The organism is Galbibacter sp. PAP.153 (assembly GCF_037029175.1).
Taxonomy (GTDB): Bacteria; Bacteroidota; Bacteroidia; order Flavobacteriales; family Flavobacteriaceae; genus Galbibacter; species Galbibacter pacificus.
Genome location: NZ_JAZEUN010000006.1, coordinates 131,422 through 154,698, shown reverse-complemented (window position 1 = coordinate 154,698; position 23,277 = coordinate 131,422). Strand labels below are relative to the sequence as shown.

At 36.1% G+C, this 23,277-nt stretch carries 20 protein-coding genes; 1 reads left to right on the top strand and 19 read right to left on the bottom strand.

Going from position 1 to position 23,277, the window contains the following annotated elements; genetic code table 11:
* Nucleotides 1-7: 7 nt before the first annotated feature.
* Nucleotides 8-1,054 carry a 4-hydroxythreonine-4-phosphate dehydrogenase PdxA gene (pdxA, locus tag UXI14_RS05190; RefSeq protein ID WP_335965190.1) on the bottom strand — a complete coding sequence of 349 codons (1,047 nt, stop codon included), beginning with the start codon at nt 1,052-1,054 and terminating at the stop codon, nt 8-10.
* Nucleotides 1,055-1,322: 268 nt separating this feature from the next.
* Between pdxA and UXI14_RS05185 the strand changes: the two genes are divergently transcribed.
* On the top strand, nt 1,323-1,919 hold the full coding sequence (locus tag UXI14_RS05185) for a riboflavin synthase (protein ID WP_277900024.1): 597 nt from the start codon (nt 1,323-1,325) through the stop codon (nt 1,917-1,919).
* 149 nt (nt 1,920-2,068) lie between these two features.
* Here the strand turns inward: UXI14_RS05185 and UXI14_RS05180 are convergent, their stop codons facing one another.
* The 18 genes from UXI14_RS05180 to UXI14_RS05095 all read right to left on the bottom strand — a co-directional run bounded on the left by UXI14_RS05180 (nt 2,069) and on the right by UXI14_RS05095 (nt 23,248).
* On the bottom strand, nt 2,069-3,952 hold the full coding sequence (locus tag UXI14_RS05180; RefSeq protein WP_335965189.1) for an OmpA family protein: 1,884 nt from the start codon (nt 3,950-3,952) through the stop codon (nt 2,069-2,071).
* A 319-nt stretch (nt 3,953-4,271) separates the two neighbouring features.
* Nucleotides 4,272-5,930, bottom strand: coding sequence for a DUF1254 domain-containing protein (locus tag UXI14_RS05175; protein WP_335965188.1), 1,659 nt, complete (start codon nt 5,928-5,930; stop codon nt 4,272-4,274).
* A gap of 147 nt (nt 5,931-6,077) precedes the next feature.
* A complete protein-coding gene (locus tag UXI14_RS05170) occupies nt 6,078-6,806 on the bottom strand; it encodes a sulfite exporter TauE/SafE family protein (RefSeq protein ID WP_335965187.1) in 729 nt (242 codons plus the stop codon).
* A gap of 31 nt (nt 6,807-6,837) precedes the next feature.
* A complete protein-coding gene (locus UXI14_RS05165) occupies nt 6,838-7,275 on the bottom strand; it encodes a VOC family protein (protein WP_335965186.1) in 438 nt (145 codons plus the stop codon).
* A gap of 156 nt (nt 7,276-7,431) precedes the next feature.
* On the bottom strand, nt 7,432-7,854 hold the full coding sequence (locus tag UXI14_RS05160; RefSeq protein ID WP_277900039.1) for a VOC family protein: 423 nt from the start codon (nt 7,852-7,854) through the stop codon (nt 7,432-7,434).
* A 638-nt stretch (nt 7,855-8,492) separates the two neighbouring features.
* Nucleotides 8,493-9,788 carry an AMP-binding protein gene (locus tag UXI14_RS05155; RefSeq protein ID WP_335965184.1) on the bottom strand — a complete coding sequence of 432 codons (1,296 nt, stop codon included), beginning with the start codon at nt 9,786-9,788 and terminating at the stop codon, nt 8,493-8,495.
* On the bottom strand, nt 9,785-11,467 hold the full coding sequence (locus UXI14_RS05150; protein WP_335965182.1) for a C45 family peptidase: 1,683 nt from the start codon (nt 11,465-11,467) through the stop codon (nt 9,785-9,787). The genes UXI14_RS05155 and UXI14_RS05150 overlap by 4 nt, the downstream gene beginning before the upstream one ends.
* A 10-nt stretch (nt 11,468-11,477) precedes the next feature.
* Nucleotides 11,478-12,344, bottom strand: a complete 867-nt coding sequence (locus UXI14_RS05145; protein WP_335965181.1) for a cupin-like domain-containing protein — start codon at nt 12,342-12,344, stop codon at nt 11,478-11,480.
* 6 nt (nt 12,345-12,350) lie between these two features.
* Nucleotides 12,351-13,898 carry an NAD(P)/FAD-dependent oxidoreductase gene (locus UXI14_RS05140; protein ID WP_335965179.1) on the bottom strand — a complete coding sequence of 516 codons (1,548 nt, stop codon included), beginning with the start codon at nt 13,896-13,898 and terminating at the stop codon, nt 12,351-12,353.
* Between the two features lie 40 nt (nt 13,899-13,938).
* Entirely contained in the window at nt 13,939-17,550 is a 3,612-nt protein-coding gene (locus UXI14_RS05135) for a 1-acyl-sn-glycerol-3-phosphate acyltransferase (RefSeq protein WP_335965177.1), read from the bottom strand.
* Between the two features lie 58 nt (nt 17,551-17,608).
* Nucleotides 17,609-18,808: a DUF2062 domain-containing protein gene (locus UXI14_RS05130; protein ID WP_335965244.1), complete on the bottom strand. Its 1,200-nt coding sequence runs from the start codon at nt 18,806-18,808 to the stop codon at nt 17,609-17,611.
* A 41-nt stretch (nt 18,809-18,849) separates the two neighbouring features.
* Nucleotides 18,850-19,308 (bottom strand): hypothetical protein, encoded by a 459-nt coding sequence (locus UXI14_RS05125; RefSeq protein WP_335965176.1) that lies wholly within the window; start codon nt 19,306-19,308, stop codon nt 18,850-18,852.
* A gap of 11 nt (nt 19,309-19,319) precedes the next feature.
* Entirely contained in the window at nt 19,320-19,799 is a 480-nt protein-coding gene (locus UXI14_RS05120; protein WP_335965175.1) for a hypothetical protein, read from the bottom strand.
* Nucleotides 19,800-19,824: 25 nt separating this feature from the next.
* Nucleotides 19,825-20,193 carry a 3-hydroxyacyl-ACP dehydratase gene (locus UXI14_RS05115; RefSeq protein WP_335965174.1) on the bottom strand — a complete coding sequence of 123 codons (369 nt, stop codon included), beginning with the start codon at nt 20,191-20,193 and terminating at the stop codon, nt 19,825-19,827.
* 24 nt (nt 20,194-20,217) lie between these two features.
* Entirely contained in the window at nt 20,218-20,751 is a 534-nt protein-coding gene (locus UXI14_RS05110; protein ID WP_335965173.1) for a hypothetical protein, read from the bottom strand.
* 52 nt (nt 20,752-20,803) lie between these two features.
* Nucleotides 20,804-21,424, bottom strand: coding sequence for an outer membrane lipoprotein carrier protein LolA (locus UXI14_RS05105; protein WP_335965172.1), 621 nt, complete (start codon nt 21,422-21,424; stop codon nt 20,804-20,806).
* Nucleotides 21,414-22,193 (bottom strand): polysaccharide deacetylase family protein, encoded by a 780-nt coding sequence (locus tag UXI14_RS05100; protein WP_335965171.1) that lies wholly within the window; start codon nt 22,191-22,193, stop codon nt 21,414-21,416. Before UXI14_RS05100 ends, UXI14_RS05105 begins: the two co-directional genes overlap by 11 nt.
* A complete protein-coding gene (locus tag UXI14_RS05095) occupies nt 22,187-23,248 on the bottom strand; it encodes a beta-ketoacyl synthase N-terminal-like domain-containing protein (RefSeq protein WP_335965170.1) in 1,062 nt (353 codons plus the stop codon). The genes UXI14_RS05100 and UXI14_RS05095 overlap by 7 nt, the downstream gene beginning before the upstream one ends.
* Between the last annotated feature and the right edge of the window lie 29 nt (nt 23,249-23,277).

Genomic DNA, 23,277 nt, shown 5'->3' with positions numbered 1-23,277 from the left:
TTTTTGTTTATAACTTTCCTGTCGCCTTTTCTAAGGGATTTTTGGTTAATTCGTTGTATTCTTCTCTATTTCTATATATTGAAATTGCCGTAAAAACGGCCTCTTCAAACGATTTATGGTTGGCCTCTCCTTTTCCTGCAATTTCAAAGGCGGTTCCATGGTCGGGAGAGGTGCGCACTTTGGACAGTCCGGCCGTATAGTTCACCCCTTTTCCAAAAGATAGGGTCTTAAACGGGATTAAGCCCTGATCGTGATAAGATGCCAAAATAGCATCAAATTGATGGTGTAGCCCGGAACCGAAAAAACTATCGGCGGCATAAGGACCGTATACCAGTTTCCCGCTGTCGTTTATTTTATTGATTACGGGGCGCAATACCTCATCGTCTTCTTTGCCAATGACGCCATTATCCCCTGTATGTGGATTGATGCCCAAAACAGCAATCTTTGGTTTACGTACCCTAAAATCCTGTACCAAAGAATTGTATATTTTATTGATTTTCCCTTCTACCAATTTTGGGGTTATTTTATTGCTTACTTCTTTTACGGGCACGTGGTCTGTTAACAATCCCACTTTTAGGTCGTTGGTAACCATAAACATCAATGCCTCTCCTTCGAGCTCTTGCGCAAGGTAATCTGTATGGCCCGGAAACTTAAATTCTTCCGACTGTATGTTGTGTTTGTTGATGGGAGCGGTCACCAATACGTCTATTTCGCCGTTCTTTAACGCCGTTACGGCAGCCTTTAACGATAAAAAAGCATATTTCCCTCCTTCTTCGGTCTCTTTTCCCGGCTCTATGTTCGGGGTTTCTTTCCATACATTTACCACATTGAATTTTCCGGGGACTACCTTGACTGCCGAATCTATACCGTTATAAGCTAGGTTCATGTCGAGCATTTTACGCTGGTAATTTATCACCTTGGTAGAACCAAAAATAACAGGCGTGCATAATTCCAACATTCTATTGTCTTCAAAGGTCTTTAAAATTACCTCGCACCCAATTCCGTTTAAATCCCCAATGGAAATCCCTACCTTTATGCTATCGTCGTTTTTCATCTGTTTTTAATTTTAGGTTTTTTGGGAAACAGCTTGTTTTTTAATTTTCCGTTTTCCCGAACCGGCACGCAAATTTGGTCATCTCTTTTGACGTATGGCCCAAAAAACACCCCTATGCTGGTTTTAACCTTGCATGCCCTTGCCCTCTATCGCCTACTTAAACAAATAACTATTGTAGTTTGCGGTACTATTTAGTAGGTTTGTTATTGTATTTGCGACTAACCATTTTACTTATGGACATATGCAAATTTAATTAATAAAAATAGAAATGTTTACGGGAATTATAGAAGAGTTGGCATTGGTCACCAATATTGTAAAGGATGAAGAAAATATACACCTTACCATAAAGAGCACTATTACCAACGAATTAAAAATAGACCAGAGCGTTGCCCATAATGGGGTATGCCTCACGGTAGTCTCGGTTAACGGAGACGAATATGTGGTTACCGCTATTAAAGAAACCTTGGACAAAACGGCTTTGGGCAGTTTAAAGGCTGGAGATGAAATTAACTTGGAGAGGGCCATGAAAATGGGTACTCGCCTTGATGGGCACATTGTTCAGGGGCATATAGACCAGACTGGGGTTTGCAAAGGTATTGTTGACGAGCACGGAAGTTGGCGTTTCACTTTTGCTTACGACCCGGCAAAAAGCAACGTTACCATTGAAAAAGGCTCTATTACCATTGACGGCACTAGCTTAACGGTGGTAGACTCTAAGTTAGATGAATTTAGCGTAGCTATTATTCCATATACTTTTGAACATACCCGTTTTAAAAATTACAAAATAGGCGATGTGGTAAACTTGGAGTTTGACGTCATCGGGAAATATGTTTCCAGGTTGATGGAATTACGAAAAAACAATTGATCTGATCATTTCATTTTTTTTGCAGGAGTGATTGAGCGCGTGTTTGAGCTCTCCCCGGTGTTTTCATCCGGAAAGCAGGTAAGTAACGAAAGCCAGGCCCGAAGACCCAATCCATGCTAAATTGGCGAGGGGTACGTCCTGAATAAAAATCAGTTTGTTTTTATAAGTTTAAACTCCGACCGTCGGTTTTCTTTATACGTCGGTTTGTTGCACGGTCCTTCGGTAAAACATTTTGTTGCCAGTTGTGCCTCCCCTTTTCCCTGGGAAGTTATCCTGTTGGCTGAAATCCCATGGGAAATAAGGTAGTTGGCCGTTGCCTGCGCTCTTTGTTGCGACAGTTTTAAGTTGTAACTGGCCTTGCCAATTCTATCGGTATAAGAAACGATCTCAAGGCGATAGCCTTTATTGTCCGTTAGGAACGCTACGATTTTATCGAGTTCTTGCTTGGCATTGTCTGTTACGTCCGATTTGTCAAAACCGAAATATATCTCGTTTAGGGCCAAGCGCTCGTTAAGGCTTTCTGTTTCCAGCGTAAAGTTGTAGGTTTTGCCGCTACCGGTCTCGATAACGGTGTCGATAGGCAGAAACCCTTCTTTTTCAATATGAAGCGAAAGTCGGGACCCGCAATCGAAATTTTCACCGAGCATATAATTTCCTTGGGTGTCGGTTGTGGTCCTGTATGTTTTTTTGTGGTTTGAAATAACTACCATGGCATTTTCCAACATGCTTCCTTGGTTGTTGGCAATATTCCCGGTTATGGTGCTGAGGCAATTGTTGGCGAACATATAGATGTCGTCGCTCCCGGTTCCGCCTTTGCGATTGGATGCAAAATAGCCGCTTTTTCCATCTGGGTACATGGTGATGCTAAAATCGTCTTGCGGACTATTGATCCCCGCGCCAAGGTTGGCAACGTTTTGTATTTGAAGCTGGCTGTCGATTTCGGCAGAAAAAATATCGAACCCGCCCAAACCAGGTTGTCCATCACTTGCAAAATAAAGCTTTCCTTGGGGGCTTATATACGGAAAACTCTCCCGGGACTCTGTATTGATCTGTGCCCCCAGATTAGTAGGTTCCCCATAACTCCCGTCTGTATTTATGGCAACTGCGTAAATATCGGACATACCTTTGCCTCCGGGCATATCTGAAACAAAGAACATTACGGTTTCTTCTTTATTTAACGTTGGGTGCGCCACCGAATACTCATCACTGCTAAATGGCAGGCGCCTTAAATTTGCCCATTCGCCATTTTCCATGACGTCTGCCTGAAATATCTGCAAGCGGTTTATGTTGTCATTTCCGTTTATCAGCTTTTTTTTATCGGCATTGTTACGGGTAAAATAGACTTTTTTGCCGTTTTTGGTAAAAAAAGCCGTCGACTCGTTGTATTTTGAATTTATTTTTTTTGGGAGTTTGGTTGCACGGTTTCCCTTATCGTTAACAGTATAGATATCGGTAAACGCACGGTAGTTCCAGCTTTGAATATTTTTGGCCAGAAAGCCTGTGTCCCTAGCAGAAGTAAATACAATATTGTTTTCTGTTATCGAAGGTGCATAATCTGAGTATGGGGAATTAAATGCAACATGGGAAACTGTATATTTTGAAGAGTCCTTGAAAATACGCTCCAAATACAATGGGTTTTCTTTGTACAACTTCCCTCTTATATCGTTTGGGTAGTTTTTTGCAAGCTCGCCGAGCATGCTATTTGCCTTGTTGAATTGCCGACCTGCTTTTAATGACTGGGCATAACGATAGTAATAATTGGCTTCGGGTTTTTCGCTTTCTTCCATGAGTTGTTGGTACCAAGAAGCCGCTTGTTCTGGTTTGGCCATATAATAATATGAATTGCCCAGTTTTTTGTATAGCTCTGGTGAAGAATATCCCCTGCCGGCTATACCTTCATATAGGTTGATTGCTTTTACATAATCAAACTTTTGGTAGACCTTGTCTGCCTTTTTTAATTTTTTGTCTTGTGCCTTTAAACCAAAGGAAAATGCAAGGGAAAAAAATACTATAATGAAAAAGCACGGTTTCATGCGGGGGAATGTTGGTTTTTATGTGCGTATAACAAAAACATATTATTTATAATTTATTTGATATGTAGGTTACGGGGGACCTTTTTTTGTTATACACACATTTTATGATGTAAATATTTAACAAAAATTGATACATCGAACATTTTTTGGGTGAACTACAAATTTATATGGATAAAATGATGATTATGAACACCATATTCAAGATATTAGATATTGTTGCTCAACAGTCTAAATAGTTTCGACATATAAATAAGACATATTATGAATCGACTTTATGGCCCTTCCAGAAAGGTTTGAAGATTTTGGGACTCACATTATATTAAAAAATAATCTGAAATTGTAATACTGCCTCCCAATCTCCAACAATATCAGGTTTAACGGCATTATAGAAAAGTTGTGCCGTAGCACAATAAAAAAGCTTTCCATCGCCAATTTTAAAGGTCTTTCCTCCCCCGCCACCAATAGGAATAAACCATTCTTGCCCTTGGTCTGCCAACCAATTTGCCTGAGCTGTTGTATTGCTCTCTAAAAACCATCCCTCAGGTAGATTGTAATATGCTATATACTGGCAGCTAAACAAGTTTACCTTATTAATGCCCGTACCTCCCAAAGACCAATAATTCTGTACAACTGCCCCGCCGGAAAATTTATCGCCTGCATAATACACAAGTGCAGATGGCCCTATGCTTACGCGGTTACTCCCTAGGCTTTCGTTGGTTCGGGTCGGCAACAGAAAGGTTATTTTGTAGGTGTTCTCCCCCATTAAATAATTTCCGTCGCTGTCTTTATAGGCATTTCCGTATTTGGCCCCAAGCCCGACAATAGACGACATCATTCCGGTACTAATGGAATAATGGTTAACATACATATGTACTTTGGCGTTTACATCTACATGGCCTGTTTCCCGGTCCCTGAACTCTTCATCGAGCAAGGTGTGCATAAAGTCGTCTAGCTTGGTATGTGCGTGGGCGACCCATTTTCTGTCTTTCCACCAAATTCCATCTTTTTCTTCATCAAAATTTGCCGAAATATTCTTGGCCATACGCCAGGCTGTTTCGGCCGCTTTGTCCAACAGTTCTTTTTCATGGGGCGATGGGCTGAACTTTTTGCCTTTTTTTATACCAATAGCTGCAAGCATTCCATGCATATAGGGATCTACATCGTCTACCTTGTCACTTTGGATAAAGCGGTCCAGCATTTCAAAATAACTGGCATCATGAGAAAATAATGCATATGAGTCGATATCTGAAGCATGTTGGAAATCCATAGGTTTTGCCTCACCTTCTAGCGGGTAAACCTTTATCCCTTCTACGCCTTTTACCCCGGGTTCTAAATTATCCACCGACTTAAAAAAGCCTCTTTGAAAAATAAAAACACCGTTGGTCTTACTGGTATATACAAAATAGCCATCGGGGACTTTTCCTTTATACCCCTCGGGAACAACTATGTATTTGCCCCCTTTTCCCTTATCGGGCCCGGGGAAGCCGATGTCGCCCAAGAAATGGGTGACGTCGGGCCTTTTGGGGCCTTGTAAAGGCCTGTGCCAATAGTCATCTAATAATCCCTGGAGCATGGGTGGTACGTCGAGCACCAATGGTCCGGTCTTACTTAAATCGGCAAAACCCAGTGCATAAATAACGTCTGAGTTTGGTGTGGTAATAACCGTATTGGGCTTTAAGCGTTTTTCAAAAACCGATATTACATTGTAGCCTTCGCCAAAGGTTTTTCCCAAACCTTCTTTCATGGCATACATATTTACCGCTGGCAGGGCCCATAAATATACTTGTGTGGCCCGCTGAAAGTACAGTTCATCGGCTAAAATTTTAGAACTGTTCTCTTCGGTCGGATACCCGCTTTCAAAAGGCAGGCTCGCTAATTGTTCGTAATGGCTTCCTCCGTTTTCAGTGGATGAAGAACTTGCTGTTTGTTTTTCCTCCGTTTTATTTTGTACACATCCAAGAAAAGTAGATATGCACAAAAATACCATGGTTATTTTTTTCTTTGGTTTTTATTTTAAGTAATGGTACGTTATAGTGTAGTGCAGGGGGGAGGGAAATCTCTCCTAAAGATAAAGAAATTAAATTATATGGGCATTCTAAGCTTCCTTTTTTATTCTTCAATTCCGTTACCTTCTTAACGATTGCCCTAATAATACAATGCCCACGGCAATTAAACCACAATAAACATATCTTAAAAACGTACCATCCTTTAATCGGCGGTTAAAATATCTTCCCAGGAGAATGGCAGGAACGATGACCGGAATAGAAATCAAAAAATAGTATGTGACTGTCGAAACCCAAAGCCCTTTGTACCAATAGCCAAACATTCCTATAGTGCTTGCAGGCAAAAAATAAGCCTGCAAAGTAGCCCTAAAATTTTTAGCTGTCCAATTACGCATATTTCCATACATGACAAGTGGAGGCCCATTTAGGCCGTATGCTCCCCCAAATACACCTGAAAAAAACCCACAGAAAAACAACCAAAATTTATTATCAGTTTTTAATTTAAAACGGTTCTTAGAAAACAAGGAATAAATTGAGTATAAAATGATAAGGAATCCTAAAATTAATTTTATCAGGTTTTCATTTCCGTAAACCAGCAGTAATAATCCAATCGGAATTCCCATAGCTGCAAAAATTATCAACCATTTTGCACTGTTAAAATGTATTTGTTTTCGGTCCTGCACCACTACAAATGCTGCAATTAAAATCGAAATTAGTACAGAAAGCGGAACGGCAATTTCGATAGGCATTAAAAGAACAAGCAATGGAACAGCAATCAAAGATTCCCCGAAACCAAAGGTGGAACGGACTAGTGTAGCAATAAAGATAATTACTAAAATGTAAAAGGTCATTAAACACATGCTTTATCGGAACCCTGTTCTCTTAATTTTCGGGTTCCCATAATTCTATTTTGTTGTTATCCAAATCCATGATATGGGCAAATTTCCCAATCCCGTCATAAGCCGTTATATTATCAAGTATGGTTACCCCATTTTCTTTTAGCTTGCACAAAAGCCCTTCGATGTTTTGAACCCGATAGTTAATCATAAAGTCCTTTTTTGAAGGTGAAAAATATTTATCGCCGTTTTTAAAAGGTTTCCATTGGAGCGAATTTATCGTATCAGGATTGTGAAGGTTTCTGGACTCAAAACTCGATGAACCCCAATCATTGATTTCAATTCCCAGATTTTTAACGTACCATTTTTTCGTTTTGTCCGGATATTCGGAACAAAAGAATATTCCTCCAACACCTTTTACTTTTGGTATGGTCGTATCAATAGGAGAAGTTGATTTTTCCGCTTTGTTTCTATTATCCGCCATCGTATTTGTTTTTTGATTGTCCACGTACAACGTATCAAAGTCTCTGTTGTAAGGCTTTTTATTATTACTAATTTTTCTTTTCCACAAGCTCCCTTTCAGTATCACATAATCGGTTTTCAAACCGGATTTTCTGTTTTTGAAATTTCCTTGTCGATTTTATATAGCGTCAAAGCTCACTATCCATTCAATACCGAACTTGTCCCTGAACATTCCAAAAAACGAGTTCATATTACTGCCCTCATTAAGCACTTCAACATCGCCCCCCGCTGACAACCCATTAAATAACCTCTTGGCCTCTTCTCGGCTATCGGCAGCAACAGATATCTTAGACCTGTTTTCCTTTTCATTAACCCGTCCCATGCTTTCCGGAACGTCATTGGCTATTAAAAAGTTTTTGCCAATAGGCAGTGCGATATGCATTAGCTTGTTTAAATCCTTTTCCGCTATTGGATGTTCAGGATCTGATATTTCTTTAAAACGCACAATTTTTACAAAATCTCCACCAAAGACCGATTTGTAAAAATTGAATGCTTCCTCGGCATTTCCATTGAAGTTAATGTGAGGGTTTATAACTGCCATAATTTGATTTTATAAGGTTATAGCGTATACTGTCACTATACTAAAGTAGCAAATAATTAGTTTTAAAGTATATTTAGCCAGTAAAATATTATTTCGCCGTCAACAACCGACCCCAGGGGGCATTTCCAAAGATGCCTTTGGATTGGAATGAATAATACTCAATCATTAATTTATCCCAAATCGCCTGCATCCTTTCCATTCCCGGTTTTAGGAAAATAGCAGACATAAATGGTATGTCCTGAGACGTTTTATTCTCTGACAACACGATCAGCCTTTTATCATTTTTGACGGTTCCTTTCCGGTTCTTAATTTAAACCACCTTGAAAAATAAGCATAATCCTCAAAACCCAAACTATAAGCTATCTCTGACAATGACCCAACAGCGGGCGGGAAATTCTTTTTTAAAGATAAAGAAATTATCAAATATGGCATTTTAAGCTATCATTCATTTATCTCATCAATTGGTCACTACATCTAAAAACTCAGTAGACAAAGCAAAAATGTATATAAAATAAGTCCCCCAACTTTATGGACTATGAAGAGCTTGACCACAATTATAACATTTTGAATGAGATTGTAAGAGCTATATAAAGACAGGGAGCTACCTTTGGAAGAGATAAACAAAGAACGTAGGCCCCTTAATCTTTTCTATTATCGATAACTATAACAGGTTTCCTGCCCATCTTTGGGAATTTCAATTTTTCAATAGTATCATAATCATGGAATTCTATTAAAGGTATTACGCGCAATTTTGTTCTAAAATGGTCTCGAACCTTGTTCAATAGCAATTGAGTAGTATTGACAGCGGCTATTTTAACACATATCTCATCGATTCCGTAGGAGTTATGATCAATTACAATAACATAACTTTTTATTTCGGGAAAATCGTTTAGCACATTGTCTATGGCTGGCGGGTAAAGGGTAGTACCTTTATATTTTATCATTTGTTTTTTTCTTCCTATAATCGGGCCTAACCGCATGGTATTTCTTCCACAGGCACAGGGCCCTGTGTGTGCCTGTACAATATCGCCCGTTTTAAACCGGAGCAATGGCATCCCTTCTATGCCCAATGTGGTTATGGTAAGTTCTCCTGTTTCGCCGGTGGAAACCGGCATATTGTTGTTATTTAAAATTTCGGCTATAATTAATTCAGGATGATGGTGACCTCCCTGCTGTATTTCGCATTCTGTAAATGCCGTGCTCATCTCTGTAGATGCATAAGTAGAATAAAGATTGACCTCTTTCCATTTCGACTTAATTTTCAGTCCAAGGGCATTCAACGAAAAATCTTGGTTTCTAAGCGGTTCCCCGATACATATAACTCCTTTTATGCCTTGATTGGCAAAAGCTATATTGTTTTGTTCGGCATAGGCAATAAGCTTTAATAAAAATGAAGGGATGGCAATTAAATAGGTAGGCTTAAATTTTAAAATGGAGTCCCATTGCAATTCCGGAATTCCCGGGCCCACCCTTATAATACCGGCGCCAAGTTTTCTTGCGCCCAAAAAATAGGCTAATCCTGCCATAAACCGCCTGTCTATGGTTGTCATGAGCTGTAAAGTATCGTATTTGGTAATTCCTGCACAGGCAAAAGACAATGCCTCATTGTAGGCTAGCCGGTCTAGGTCTTTATTTGTTAACGCAAAAGTAACAGGGTTACCCAATGTGCCCGAAGTGGTAACATAATCTATAATTTCATGCTTGGGCACACATAAAAAGTCATCGTTGTGATTTTGCAGGTCTTCTTTGGTCGTGGGGGGTATTTTGGTTAGGTCTTCCAGTGTTTTAATAGTGGTAGTTTCTATTTTGTGCTTTTTAAAATGATTTTGATAGAAAGGCGAACTTGCTTTCAAATAAGCTAATTGCCCGTTCAGTTTTTCTTCTTGGAATTTTTTAATTTCGATTGCCGAAGCTTTTTCTATGGAAGCGGTCATTTATTTATTTTCCTTTTAGATTTCTTTATATACTTTTCTACATATTCTTTATCGGGCACCGTTGTTATTTCTAACTGAAGTGCTTTTATGTATGCCTGCAAGGCTGCCGAATAATATTTTTTTTGATAATAATAGCTGCCAACCAATGTATATACCTCCCAATTATATGGGTTGCTGTTTATAAAATCTTGTATTGTTTGCGGGGCTATGTTATCCTTTTCGTTTATTTTCTTTTGAATATCATGCTTCATCCTGCGGTACCGCTCGTAATTTTTATACGCCTGCGTGTATTGAAACGAGTCTTTTTGAATTTGTAATTCTTCCCTGTCTAAAGTTAAATCTTTTCTTAAAGTTTTTTGACTAAACACTTCATTAAGATCGAATGCTACAAAAGCCCCTAATTGATATGGGTTTGTTGAAACCCAGGCCAACCGCTGTTCTGGTTTAAAAACTACTGCATGGTGTGCCAAGAGTTGGTTTATTGCCTTTTCGTTACCATAGCCTATTTTTTCATCGTGCAGCCCATCTTTGTTCCTAAGAATATCTACTGCTATTTTTGGGGTGATTTTGGGGTGGGCATCAAGTAATTCCGTCATACGATCAAAACGATACATGGAATGACTTTCGGCTATGCGTTCTTGATTGTTTTTATCGTTTTTGTATGGGTTACTTTGAAAGTGGTTAGAGCAAACTAATTCATTGGTGTTTTCAACTTGGTAAACACCAAAATTATCAGGGGAAACTTCAATAATTATAGCCTTTTTGTCTTCTGCACTTCCCACAAATATAGATTCTGAAACAAAAACACTGCGTTTTTTTGCAATTGCTATGGCTTCATCTATGTTTTTTGCATATTGCAATATTTCTCTTGTTACTATAGAGATAGGGTCTTTGGCAATCAAGGGAACATCCGACTTTCCTGCATTAATGGTAACTGTAAGTCCCTTTTCGTTCATCCCTGAAACAACCCCTATCATCCCTGCCCAGATAACCGACATAAATTTATATCCATTTATGGGGTCTATAAATGCAACTATCTTTTCTTTTGCAAAATCATCTCCCGCATAAAAATCAAAATTCCTTCCAATAATCAAGCTTCCGTCTTCTGTTTTATCTCCCCAAGCGGCAAAAGAAGTACAGCCAACCAAAGCAAGATCCTGTACGGCGTGTCCTATATCGTGTGCCCCATGAAGGTACAGAACCCTTAAATAGGGTGGGGCAATATTATTATACCTAGGAGATGCATAACGTGAAAGCCCATAAATTTCAGCCTTGTACTCTTCTGGAATATATAAATACATTTTACGGTTATACCATGCCAAAAACTTTCTTAATAAAGCCTGCTTTAATTTTGAAGGGACTAGCTCTTCTACCTTAGAGAAAAAAGTTTTTTCCTGGTATTGAAAAAGCTCGCGCGTTAAACTTCCCGACAACAAGCCTCTTTCAAGTGGATCGCCCTGCACGTATAACTCCCAAAGGCCATATTTGTTTTTTTGTAAAAAATTTACACCTTGGGTGTAGGTTGTATCTGAAATTTCTACCCGTTCCGGAATATTTGCATTGTAGTTGTCAATATCCGGCCGGTTGTGAATAGACTTGGATATTCCACAACCAGACAATATAAAAAGTAAGAGCCAAGAATACAGATGCCAAAAATTGACTTTTTTTTTAAATACCATTTCAAATGGTTTATTTTATATTTTTATTTGTTTTCTTAATTGCCCGCTGTTCTTTATAATTTAGCCATTTCTGTCCTGAAAACTTTCGCATTAAATTGTCTAAATGTCTCATTATAAAAACGTTATAAAGCATGTTAACAAATACTCCCGGGCGTCTTGGAAGTGCCCTAAGGGTCATTGAAAACCCTCCATCTAGGTATTTTATATAATGCCAATATCCACTGGGCATGTACAGGGCGTCTCCATGCTTCATATTGGCCTGTATACCTTGGGCATATTGGAGCGCGGGGTATTTTTCAAAATCAGGATTATCCATATCAATTTTATCGATATTGTGAATGGAAAAAGGAACTTTATATAAATATTTTGTTTGCTGGGGAGGGAACAACGTAACACTTTTATTTCCATGAAAATGAAAATGCATGCTGTCTGGCAAGTCAATATCGTAATGCATAAATACTTTTGAATTACCGCCGCCGAAAAACAATGCGGGCAATCTTTTAAAAAACTTCAACCCTATATCCGGATATTTAAAATCTTGGAGCAATTGGGGCATGCTGTCCAAAATGTTATAAAAAAAGATACGTAAATCGGTTGGCTCTGTTTTAAGCAGTTGAATGTAATCGTAAAGCTTCATCTCTTTAACGGGGGCATATACGCTTTGCTTACCTTTAGCGGGATTGTTATCAAAAAGCGGCACTACCTGGTCTTTGGAAAGTTCCTGAATGTAATCCAGGTTCCATTTGTTATATGCGCCCCAATCTTTGGTAAGGTTTTCTATTAAAACAGGGCGTTGAGGCTTGTAAAACTTTTCAATAAAATCTTCTTTGGTAATGTTTTTCACTACTGTTATAGGTGTGGTATTAAAACTCCCCATATGTTTTTAATTAAATGGTTTCTTGTCCTTTTTGCTGCTTTTTAATATTTTATCGACAAGGTAATCCCTTCCCACAATTTCGGAGCATGTTATAATTGCGCTTATAGTCACTCCTAAAATCCCATGCATGTTTAAACTTTGTCCGGTAAAAAATAAATTTTTAATTTTTGTTTTTGGGGAAACAAAGGACATCATTGGGTTTTGCACATCTTTTACATACCCATACATGGAACCTTTGGAGCTTCCTATATAATCTCTATACGATAATGGGGTTGAGGTATATACTTTATCTATACAGTCTCTAATATCGGGAAATTTTTTCTCTATTTCACTTATAAAAATTTCGGCCTTGTTTGCCTTAAACTCTTCATATGTTTGTCCTCTTTCATTTTTTCTATTTACCGTGTTATATGTGCCCTCCCATTGTTTTACTTCGCCATAACTCATATAAGTCATTACTGTTATGCTATCTGCCCATTCTCCCATACCTTTCTTTACGCCCATAGACAGCATATAGCCCTCCGGCCATGTTTTTTCTGTGTATTCTTGTGTGTCCCAAATATTTTTATGGTCTTTAAAATGATAATAATTTCTATTTTGGTATTTAAATGTTCTTGGTTTTAATACCAGGTACATACTAAAGGCAGCAATTGTATTTTCAATATTTTTTATCCTGTTTACATACGATTTCCTAAATCGATCTTCCCCTATTAATTTAAGCGTTGTTTTAGGCTCTATATTGGATATAAAAATATCGGCATTAATCTCATCCCCTTTATTGGTTTTAATACTTGATAATTTTCCTGAACCGTCAAATTCGAATTTAACAACTTCTTGGTGATTATATGTCTCTCCACCGTATTTTTTAAGTTGTTTGATTAAGGTTTTAGATATTTGGCTTCCTCCGTTGATACACCTGTAGGCACTTTCTATATACGAATTTACCGATAATGCATGGACATAAAAAGGGGTTCGTTTACTATCTCCGGCATATAAATAATTTGTCCCGGCCAATACTGCTCTTAATTTTTCGTTTCTTGTAAACGACTCTATACAGGATTTTGCTTTCTCTTGGAATATCTCAATCTTGTCGTAATATGGTTTTCCTTTTTTTAAGGTATATAAAGGAAATTTCCTGCACATTTCTTTCAAATTATGGCAATATGCTATTATATTTTGTTCTTCTTCGGGAAATTGGGCCGACAAAGTACGTACAAAGTTATCGTATCCCTGTGCGTGTTTGTATTCTTTATCATCATTATCAAAAGTAATAACATCAAACCCATCTTCGTCTAATTTTTTCAAATTCAGGTCTTTCATTATCCCTAAATATGTAAAATAATGGTGTAGGTTTTGTCCTTCGCTCAACCCGCCAATATAATGTACCCCCGTATCGAAAATTGTTTTATCTCTTACAAATGTTTGTAAATTACCTCCATATTGATTGTTTTTTTCCAGCACACAGACTTTATACCCTTCTTTGGCCAAAATTATGGCGGAGGCTAAACCTCCTAATCCACTTCCTATAATAACTACATCGTATTGGTTACCCATAAAATTTGTTTTTTGCAAAACCCTGTTCATGTTTTTATAGCTACTTCTTTTTATAAATAATTAACCCGTCCGATTGGTAAATTATCTTGAAGTTTTTTTGTTGCTCCAAAAGCTTAGAAAGCGATCGCCCTTCATTGTACATAATTATAGTTGAAACTTCATTGCTCATGTCTTTAATATGTTCCCCGCCAACTTCATAATCTATTAGCAGTGTATCGGCTTTGTAACTGTATGTTTGCTCAATATTGTCTACAGCCATAATTTTGTGTACTCCATTAGTAATATAACTATTATTTAGAATTGTTCGGGATGTGTTATTCTTTAAGTGAGTAATTACCTTTCTGTCAATGGCATCGAGCGAGATTAAATAATCCAGTTGGCCATGCTCTTTAGACCAATGTATTATCACATCTTTTGCTTCTAAAGTCCCTATTATTTTATAATATATCTCTTTGTTGTCTTCAAGACTCTCCTTTACTTTGCCATATATAGCGTCTCCCTTATATCGATATGCCTCTTTTATGACCCTGTTGAAATATGTCTGGGTCTCTATCTCATTTCTGAATTTTTTAAATTCCGATCCAAAATATGCTCCTATATACTTGGCTCTTGTAGAATAGGTATCTCCATAATTTGTGTCGGTTTCCTTTATCCTGTTTAAAATTTTTAGTGTTATGCTCCCGTCTTTTATAACAAAGCTCCCTTTGGGCAACACCTCGGAATTTCCATGAATCAGCACTGGAACAATATCGAGCTTAAACTTTTCTGCCAAGAAGAAAGCCCCTTTGTGAAAGCGTTTTATTTTATTCGAACTAGAACGTGTCCCCTCGGGAAAAGCCATTAAAGAGTATCCTTGGTCTACCTTTTTCTGTAAATGGGAAAGTCCTTTTTCAATTCCTTCGGAAACAGGATAAAACCCTGCCAACCGGACCGCCTTACCGAATACAGGCGAATTGTATACCCAATCGTTAACTAAAAAAATGATTTTTGGGTGAAGCATACCAATAGCCAAAATGTCTAAAAACGAAGTGTGATTAGCTATTATTACCGATTGCTTTTCGAATGTTTCATTCCCCGGGTTTATTACCTTCTTTTCTACAAACCCATTGGTGTATAGCACCGATTTCATAATCTTTGATACAATTTTATGAAACCAATTCATTTTTATTTTATTGCTTATGGGTAATATTTTTAGTACGGTAGTACTTAAAACAGACAAGATTAATCCGCCCAAACCAAAATACCCAAACGAAAAAACAGAATGAATAAAAGGCCTTATCGGTTTCGGCTTGTTTATTTCATCTCCAATAAAATATTTAAACAACCGTGGCTGAATTGTAAATGCAAGGGCCATTGCTGAGAAAATCCCGATGATGCATACCAAAGAAATGGAGTATAAAGCAGGATGTTTGGCGAAAATTAATACTCCAATGCCTAAAACCGTTGTCATTACAGATAACAAGATAGATGTTTTGTAAGTAGGGAGCGCTTTTTCTCCCGTGCGGTACCCTGCCAGTAGCCCGTTTGTTATAAAAATGCTGTAATCTATGCCGAGGCCAAATATAAATGTTGAAACAATAATGTTGAAAATATTGAACTCGATATGTAGCATTCCCATAATACCAATGGTTAAAACCCATGTCAATAATATAGGTATGGCTGTAATAATAGTTAACGATAAGCTCCTATAGAATACAAACAAAAGTATCAGGACAACAATGAGTGAATATTTAATTAAATCATTAAAATCGGTCTTTAAATTTCCAAGAAGTGTTTCGCTCATTTGCTTCCTATCTATTATTAAAATACCAGGTTTATCTTTAAAAATGTCCTCGATTTGTTCAAGGTTTTCATTTTTTACCTGAACAACCGATGCAACTGTTGTAAGATCGTTTTTACTGCTTATATAATCTTCAAAAAGAGTGGCATTAAGTTTAGCGAACTCCCGACTGTTCAACGGATGGAAGTCTTTGTTTAACAATGAGTAAAACTGGGCAAAGGTATTTTCTTTAAATCCCAATTTCCGGCCACTTTCTATAAGGTTTTGTTTTGTAATGGCAATGGTATTTTCATCCCAAAAGGAATTCCATAAATCTATTTTTGTTTGTTGTTCTTTTTTAGAATGGATTAAAGCACCTATAGAACTATAATCCATAATCCTTCTCTCTTCTTTTAATAATTTAAGCTTTTTATAAATTAAATCATTTGCCTCAAAAGCAGCCTCCTCATTTTTACCATGGGCAATTAGATAAATTGATTTTGCCGATATATTGGTAAGTGCATCTAATCTATGCTGAGCTTCTTTAAATTTTTGAGGCTCAAAATTTAAAGTCTCCAAATCGTTATTAAACCCCACACGATGGTATGTAAACAAGCTCGTAATAAAAAGTGCTCCAACAAGTATGAGTAGCCACTTATTTTTATGGTATGGATATGCAGCAATAGCATCTATTTTGTTGTCTTTTTTAAGTTTTTGAACGCTTTTTTTGTATACCTGTGGTATAAAAAGTAGCGCAAAAATCGAGGATCCTATAACACTTACTGCAGCAAAAATACCGAGGTCTTGCAGTGCTTGAGAATTTAAAAACAATAAACATAAAAAGGCCAATGCCGTTGTAAGGCTGCTCATTAATATAGGCCATGTAATATCTTTGTACAGTTTTCTTGTTTGGTTACCGTTTCTAATATGTGTTAGTATGTGCAACGAATAATCTAGTGTTACTCCCAATAAAACAGACCCAATTCCTAACGAAATGGCAGAAATTTTTTCTCGGATCACAAATAGAAAGGCAATTGCCAACAATGCCCCAAAGACAGTAGGGGTAAACAAAATAACCGGAATAAGTAATTTCCTGTAAAAAAATATAAATGCAATAAGGAGTAGCATTACCGCAATTCCCACAGTAAATTGTATGTCGCTTTTTATCTGTTTGGCATTTGCAACAGCTATCGGGGTTGCTCCAAAATATTCACTATATACTTTTTCTTCGTATTTTTTATTTAAAATAGAATGTGTTTTTTCAAGGCTTGCAATTAAGGCTGCATTTTGCTCTGTTTCACTTGCCGGGTGGGTTGGTGTAATAAACAAAAGCAAATGTTTATTGTCTTTACTTATTAAAAACCCGTCTTTTAGAGTAAAATCTTTACCGAAACTAAGCTGCTGCAACTTTTTTAATGCCATAAAGGAAAGTCCTAGTGGGTCTTTAAGTATAGTCTCTTTTGCTATTATTCCCGACGGACTGATCAAGGTTTTATAATTACGCTCTGTAATTGCATTAATACTATCGTTGTTTATTTTTTGCTTGATATAAGCATAATCTTCCCGGTCGAGCAAAATAGGTAGATTCTCATACGAAAAATCAAATGTTTTAAATATCTCTTTATTGTCTATTTTCCCTTGTATATTTTTAATATAGGGGGCTGCATTTTTATTAAGAGTGTCTATATATGCCGTTGCATATTGAGTAAGGTCGTTAATACCTCCATTTGATTCTCTAGTAATGTTTACAATGATTTTATCGGCAAAGTTTACATTTTTTAATATTTTTTGTGCCTCTTTGGCTTTGCCGCTTGCCGGAATTAATTTAGTAATATCTTCTTCAAATTGAATTTTAGTAGCCAGCCATCCCAATGTTAGGAATACTATAACCATAATTCCTATAGCAAAGCCCTTTTTAGAAGTTAGATATTGATATATGTTATAAAAAAAATTAACCACTTTTCAATACTATTTTTTTCTTGTCAAAAAGAGAGAAAAATAAAAACCCAATCAACCCAACAACTAGTGAGGCAATTGTAGCTAAAGAAAAACTTCCTATAATATAAGCTTCTATATGCCCTAGGAATTCAAAGCTATTCTTTACATCTTCTATTGAAAACGTTGTTTTTTGGCCCAGGACAAAATTACCAGTATAAAGGCTCGCCAACACTACAAATGGAATAAATGGTGGTAAACTTATATTAGAAAAGGTAAAGGCTATTACCTTGTTCAGGTTAAAAAAAATGGCAAGCAGGATTACTATAACGGAATGAAACCCCCAAAACGGGGATATGCCTATAAAAGTACCCAAAGCCATTGATAATGCCTTTTTTTTTGGTGAATCGTAGTTGTGCAAAAAATCTTCTACAAAAAACCGTTTAATTCCTTTTTTTTTAAGCCTTCTGTATAGGTTACGGGGTATTATATAGAAAAGCGTTACGCATACCAGCCAAGTATTGAGGATGCTAATTCTGGTGAAGTCTTTAAATGGCCTAAAATGAGATACCCTGTTTTCTTGGTCATAATGAACTTTTATAGGGATATTTTTAACCTTTACATCGTTCCAAGCTGCCTTAACAATTACTTCAATTTCAAATTCAAATTTAACAGTATAAAGATGAAGTTTTGCTATTTCCGCCAATGGGTATAAACGAAATCCAGATTGTGTGTCGCTTAATTTAATTCCCGTTTCAACCCAATACCAAAAATTAGAGAACTTGTTTCCAAAGCTACTTTTTCGCGGCACCCCGTCCTGCACCATATTTCTCGCCCCAATAAACAATGTTTTTTTATCTGTAGCATTTTTTAATTCCTTTATAAAAAACGGTATGTCTGAAGGAAAATGTTGTCCATCTGAATCAATTGTAATTGCATACAAAAACCCTAAAGATATGGCGTGTTTAAACCCTATTCGAAGTGCATTCCCTTTTCCCTTATTCTTCTTTATGTGCAACACATAAATTTCTCCTTCATATTTTTTTAAGATTTCGGCAGTACAATCGCTCGAACCGTCATTTACAACAATAACGTTTTTTGTATGCTTAAGTACCCCGTCTATAATTCCCGCTAATGTTTTTTCATTATTATAGGTGGGTATCAATACACATATATCGTCAATTATACTATTTCTAACGCCTGTTTTCAATGATATCAAAGTATAAATGCCTCTTTACGGTTCTCTATAAATTGGTGTTAATTAGCTATTTTCTCCTTTAGCAATAATTCATTGTAATGTTTTAATGCATTTTGAATGATTTCTGCCTTATCATGCCCTTTAACTAATAATACAAGTTTATATTTATCCCATTTATCTCTTTTCTCGTTTTTTAAAAAAGACACATATATGTTTAAAAATGCTGTATTTCGGGATCTTTTTGATATTTTCTGAAACTTGTATACATGAGAAAAGTCGAATATTAAACTTTCTTTTTCTTTGGTTCCCTTAGTATTCATTTCGGTAAGTCTCAAATAATCTCCTTCAAAAGTAGCAATAATCGAATGTTTGTCGGCGTTGCTATGATAGCTATATTCGTCAATGTACTTTTTTATTATTTGCTTAGTTTCATCTTTAGAGCCATTCTCTACATTCGTATCTTGAGCATACGTTAAATTAATAAATGTAAACAGTAGTAAGTAAAAGCATGTTTTCATAGTATATGGTATTATTTTTGTGTGTTATTAAATGTTCCTGATTGCACAATATAAGCTTTTATATCTTTTTTTAGCAAAGGGGACTCGATTTCGTCAAAATGTGCAAGAACAAATTCTTTATCTTCTTCTATCTTGCTTTTATATTTTAAAATTTCAGGGGTATTTTCTTGAATAACCAATCGTATAAACCTTGTTTCTATTTCGTCCGGATTTTTTTTTATTGCTTTTTCAATATAGGCAACTCCTTCTTTAAAAAGAGTTTTCTTTTCTTTTACTTTTTTCGCAATTTTAGCTTGCAACGTCAATGCTGCACCCTTATATGCAACCAAAGTAGCATTGTTGTTTTCTATGCTAACATTTGCTGTCAAGCTATTAAAATAAATAATTTTTGCATTGTCTTTACCTGCTTCTTTAAATGCTTCTCTAATGGTATCTATATTAGGCTGCACTATAAAGTTCACGGAAAAAAGCACTATTAGTAAAATTTTCATTTTAGATATGTTTTTTGCTCTAAATTTATGGTTTCTCTATAAAAACTGCGTTCAATTTAAGTGCTATAGTATCGTTAAATTTTGTGATGTTCTTTATTTTAACCCCGTTCTCGATTTCTGTAAATTCTGTTGTCAAATTTAAATCGGGTGTAATTTCCGGATTTATTATTGCCATAAACTTAACATTACTGGAAGATTCCATAAACAAACTTTTACCTGTTATCTCTTCTACCAATTCTTTTATAATCTGCATCATACATACGCCAGGCGTAACCGGATTGCCCGGGAAATGCCCCTTAAATACCTCGTGCTTTTTGTTTATAGTAATTGAAGCCTTTAATTTACCTTCTTCCATTACCAAGGTATTTACTTTATAGAAATCTTTTAAAAGCATATTTTGGATTTGTTTTAATGCTTGTTATAATGCCGTTAAATTGATTTTTAATTTAAGGCTATTATGCAAAATTTGAATGTTTTGTGCAATATTATTATTTATTTTCGAAAACAGAAATATTGTTTTTTCCTTTCTGCCAACGGTCTTCACAATTTTAATCAGTTGTTCGTTGCGGATAAAATAATAATGGTTTTTTTCGTACATATTTGTTTGGTAGACTATTGTGTTCTCTTTTATATAGGTGCCTGTAACTGGATTTACCTCTTTTGTCAGGGTGTTGAAATCGTTTTTAAGCATATTTACAAGCATTTTTCTATCAATTTTTTTAAGGATAAAATTCACTTTAAAGTCATTTTCAAAAAAAGAAAAATCAAAAATCTTGTTTCCCATTTCTGTAGTAAATACGACCCTATGATGATTAGTGTCTATTTTTTTCAGTATTAATATCCCACTAAAGGATTGCTTTTGTAAGCTAATCGATACTTTATAAACATAGTCTGTTAATTCATTTGAAAAATACGGATTGATTACCTCCCCCTCAAGCATCTGCTTTGGCATAAAGTCATTGCTTTTAGGGTAGTTTCCACACGAAAGTAAGAAAATGCATAAACTAAGGAGTAAAGACCTCATCGGGTAACGGTTTGTTAATTACTCTGTTCTTGAAAAGAATTTTGGTATAATCTCCAGAAGGCTCTATCATTTTAAATGTCTCTACGTCCCCCTTTTGGTTGAACCATATAAGAAAGGTTTTAATATATTTAGCAAATCCCTCTTTTTTAGGGTTAAAATGCACTTCGGCATTCGCTCCATCTTTATAGTATGAAATATTAAATTCGCTTTTGTTAAACATATCTCCTTTTATACTATTTACAATAAGTTTGTTTAGCTGTTCGAACAACTCATTAGAGCTCATGTCTATGTCGCTTTTCTTTCCTTCGTCGTTAATATACAGCGTTTCTCCTTTAAAAAGTATTGCATATTTAAACGGTGCCTTATATTCCCATTTAACTATATTTGGCGATTTATATGCCAAACGGCCTGATGTTTCAATGTCGTTGGCTAAAAAATCGAGGTGTTTGTACTGAACAAAATCGCACGTAATGGTTTCAGTTAGCGCAGCTCTTTCTTTTACGGTAACCGTCAAGTCTTTTATTTCTTCCGGTGCCATCTTGTTTTGAGCGGCCACCGAAATTCCAAGCAATAAAAAAAAGCAACTAATTTTAGTTATCATATGCATTGATTTTTAATAGCGAATCTACACTAACAGATTGTATTCCCTTTTGCGTTAGAAATAGCAATAACCGTTCCAATACTTCAATGGTTTTTAGGTTAGTGTCATGTAATAAAATAATATCTCCTTTATTTATTCGGGTTGTTATTCTGCTGTATACGGCATTGGAGCTTATCCCTGTTGTATCCAAAGAGCGTATGCTCCAGCCAACAGGGTGGTGTTTTGTGGTTTTTAGGGCCTTTTTAATATGGGGGTTTGTAACACCATATACAGGGCGGTACATTTTCATGTTGAGTCCCGTTATTTCTTTAACAATTGTGTTTGTTCTATTTAATTCGTCAACCACTTTATTCGTGCTAAAAAAGCCAAAATTTTTAGCATGGGAATAGGTATGATTCCCTATTGTATGGCCCTCGCTTATTATCTTTTTTAAAATTTCAGGATGTTTTTTTACTTGCTCTCCTACGCAAAAAAAAGTTGCTTTTGCCTTATATTTCTTTAGAATAGAAATAATTTGCGGTGTAAAGTCGGGGTTAGGTCCGTCATCAAAAGTAATAGACACTATATCCCTTTTTGTTAATCCGTTTTTATTATAATGGTTTATATGATAATTCCACCGCACATGGAAAGACCCGATAACTGTAAGCAGTAACCAACATATTGCTATAACACCTATTGTCCATGGCGTAGACCCTATTATATAGTTTGCAACTGCTGCAATTAATATAAGTAAGGTGGCAACTATATTTACAGTTCTATATTTTAACATTGACGAAGCAGGATAAAACTATGGTCGTTTCCTCTGTATTGATTGTACAATAATATCTTTTTAATAGGTTTTTGTACAGTTGAATTTAATTTTACACAATCGGGGATATGTTGATTCTTTATAATTTTTAGAGCCAATCCAAAGCCAAAGGCAGATGTTGTATTAAACTCTCCCGACAAATGTTTATAGAAAACCTGTTGTGTGTTTTTAAACAGTTCACTTTTCAATTCATCATAATAAAAATCAAAATCAATATCGCCGTTATACCCTAATACGACAACATCTATATCCTCGGTTGTTAATTCGTGTGTTTCTATAAACTGTTTTGCTACATCGCTTATTCTATCGGTAACTGTATTATAGGTTTGTACATCAATCACCTCGGCATATGTGGAGGTTTGTTTCGTTCCGGACAGCATAAAGAAATTTGCCCCTTCAGAAAAAACCGCTCCTTTGGTTTTACTATCCAACAATTCTTCTGTTATTATTTTTTCGACCTTTACATGGTTAATTTTTTTGTAGAATTCTAAAGTTTGGTCACCTATTTCGTCCACTCCGCCCAGTAAAACAGTATTGTTTTCATTGCTTGAAATAAGCATTATAGCATCTAAAAGGGCTGTTTCAAAAGAAGTACTCCCTTGTACATATGTATAATTATAGCCCTTACACTGTAATTCTAATGCAATTTGCCCGCCAACGGTATTGTGGGTTGATTGTATAAACGATGTTGGGGTTAGATAGTTTTCCTGATTATCTATTATTGCACTTACAAATCGTTCTGAGTCTCTTACGCAGCCCATTCCAGTCCCCATTATAATTGCTTCAATGGTATTTGCCCCGGCTTCTTTAATTGCTTTTTTTGCAGCTACCACGCCCATTTTTATTCCTTTTGCCATCCTTCTGGCCGCTATTGGAGAGATATATTCCTTATAATTTGGTTCTAAGGCAAAAAGTACATTATCATTATAAGAAATGGTTTCAGATAAAAAAATAGTATTATCTAGGGTTTCTTGAGGCGAAATAGACGCTACACTATTTACATAAACATTTTTCACGCGTTTAAATTTCTTAATGTTTTTTATAT